The sequence below is a fragment of the Bacteroides sp. LFL-34 genome (assembly GCF_027257075.1).
GTDB lineage: Bacteria > Bacteroidota > Bacteroidia > Bacteroidales > Bacteroidaceae > Bacteroides > Bacteroides ovatus.
This window is the reverse complement of sequence record NZ_JAPQKZ010000126.1, coordinates 1-1493: the sequence shown is the minus strand read 5'-3', so window position 1 is coordinate 1493 and position 1493 is coordinate 1. Positions and strand designations below refer to the sequence as shown.

General features: G+C 47.0%; 1 protein-coding gene and 2 pseudogenes. 2 read left to right on the top strand and 1 reads right to left on the bottom strand.

Annotated features, from left to right (window positions below; genetic code table 11):
- Window positions 1-243 (top strand): annotated as a pseudogene (locus N5O98_RS27160) (hypothetical protein); the annotation flags it as partial.
- Window positions 244-252: 9 nt separating this feature from the next.
- Complete coding sequence (locus tag N5O98_RS27155) at window positions 253-1269, top strand: nucleotidyl transferase AbiEii/AbiGii toxin family protein (RefSeq protein ID WP_004309977.1); 1017 nt, start codon at window positions 253-255, stop codon at window positions 1267-1269.
- Between the two features lie 43 nt (window positions 1270-1312).
- On the opposite strand, the pseudogene N5O98_RS27150 reads toward N5O98_RS27155, so the two are convergent.
- Window positions 1313-1493 (bottom strand): annotated as a pseudogene (locus N5O98_RS27150) (hypothetical protein); the annotation flags it as partial.

Here is a 1493-nt window from a genome sequence, read left to right as displayed (position 1 = left end):
ATGAAGCGCATACCCGGAACAACCGGGCAGGACATCTACAACCGGGTCAAAAGCCAATATTTCAACGGGTACAGCCTGCCGGAACTGGAAAAAATCGTATCTTTGGCGAAAAGTTACCCGCCACGTGTCAGAAAGGTGGTGGCGGATATACTGGGCGACATCAGACAAACCGTATTGCAAACGGAAATGGCAAAGACCATTCTTCCCACGACACGGTTCAACTTGGATTATAAAACAGCATAGGACAGAAATATGAATTTACATTCGGACAAGGAAGCGTTCAAGGAAATCATCGCACTGGCGGCTGACCATTTCGGCTACGAGCAGTCGCACGTGGAAAAGGATTACTGGGTATCGAAGATACTGCGGGATATTTCCATGTCCGAATATGCGGATAAGACCTACTTCAAAGGCGGAACTTCACTTTCCAAAGCCTACGGGCTGATAGAACGTTTCTCGGAAGATTTGGACTTGTTCGTGTTCACGGGTGATAAAGGTGCGTCCAAGCAGGCAGAAAAGACATTGAACAAGAAACTTTCCAAATACATAGCCGAACTCAATAGTGACATATACAAGGAAGATTTGTCGGAAACGGGCGGTAATTACCGTAAACTGTATTTCTCGTATGACAATGTATTTCAAGGCGTGGGACTGAAAGAACATTTGGAAGTAGAGATAAAATCCTGTGACCTGCCGGACAAAAAACTGATGTTCTACCCGGCGGACAAGCGGGTTATCAAACCGATTGTGACCGCCTTTCTTGAAAGCATCGGGCAAGAGGAACTGATAAGCACCTACGGGCTGGAAAGTTTTGAAACGCAGTGTATCAACCCCCGAAAGACTATCTGCGACAAGGTTTCAAGGCTGGTAAAGCTGTCTTACAATGAGGATGCAGCCGCACTGTTGGCAAAGCATATCCGTGACGTTTACGACTTGTCGGCACTCTACCACAATCAGGAATATAACGATTACCTACATTCGGAAGATTTCTTGGATGCCATGTACCGGGTGACGATAGAGGACGGACTAAATAAAAACTCCCGTTCGCACTTGTCGCTGGCTGATGCACCGATATTCAAGGATGCCGAAGCGGTCATGGCGTTACCCGAAGTGGCTACGGCGTACACTACCGATTTGAAGAAACTGACTTTCGACAAAAGCAAGATGCCGCCGATAGGCAAGGCTGTGGAAGCATTGAAGAACCTGCACGAAATATTAGTGCGTTTTGAAGCCTACCGCACCAAAAAGCAAAATGAAGAACAACCGTAAAGCTACATCGGCTGTTCTTCACTCCATACATTATTATATATAGCTATTCTTCCTCCTTAATCAAGTGGCATAACTCCGGGTCGTTCTTAATCCGGGTTATCTCGTCCTCGACTATCTGCCTGACTTCCTGACGGATGCGGTCATAGTTGGCTTGTATCTCCTCCTGCATCCGGTCGTTGCCGTCCTTGTCGGTGAAGTCGATAATCTGCGGCAACTTCACGTAA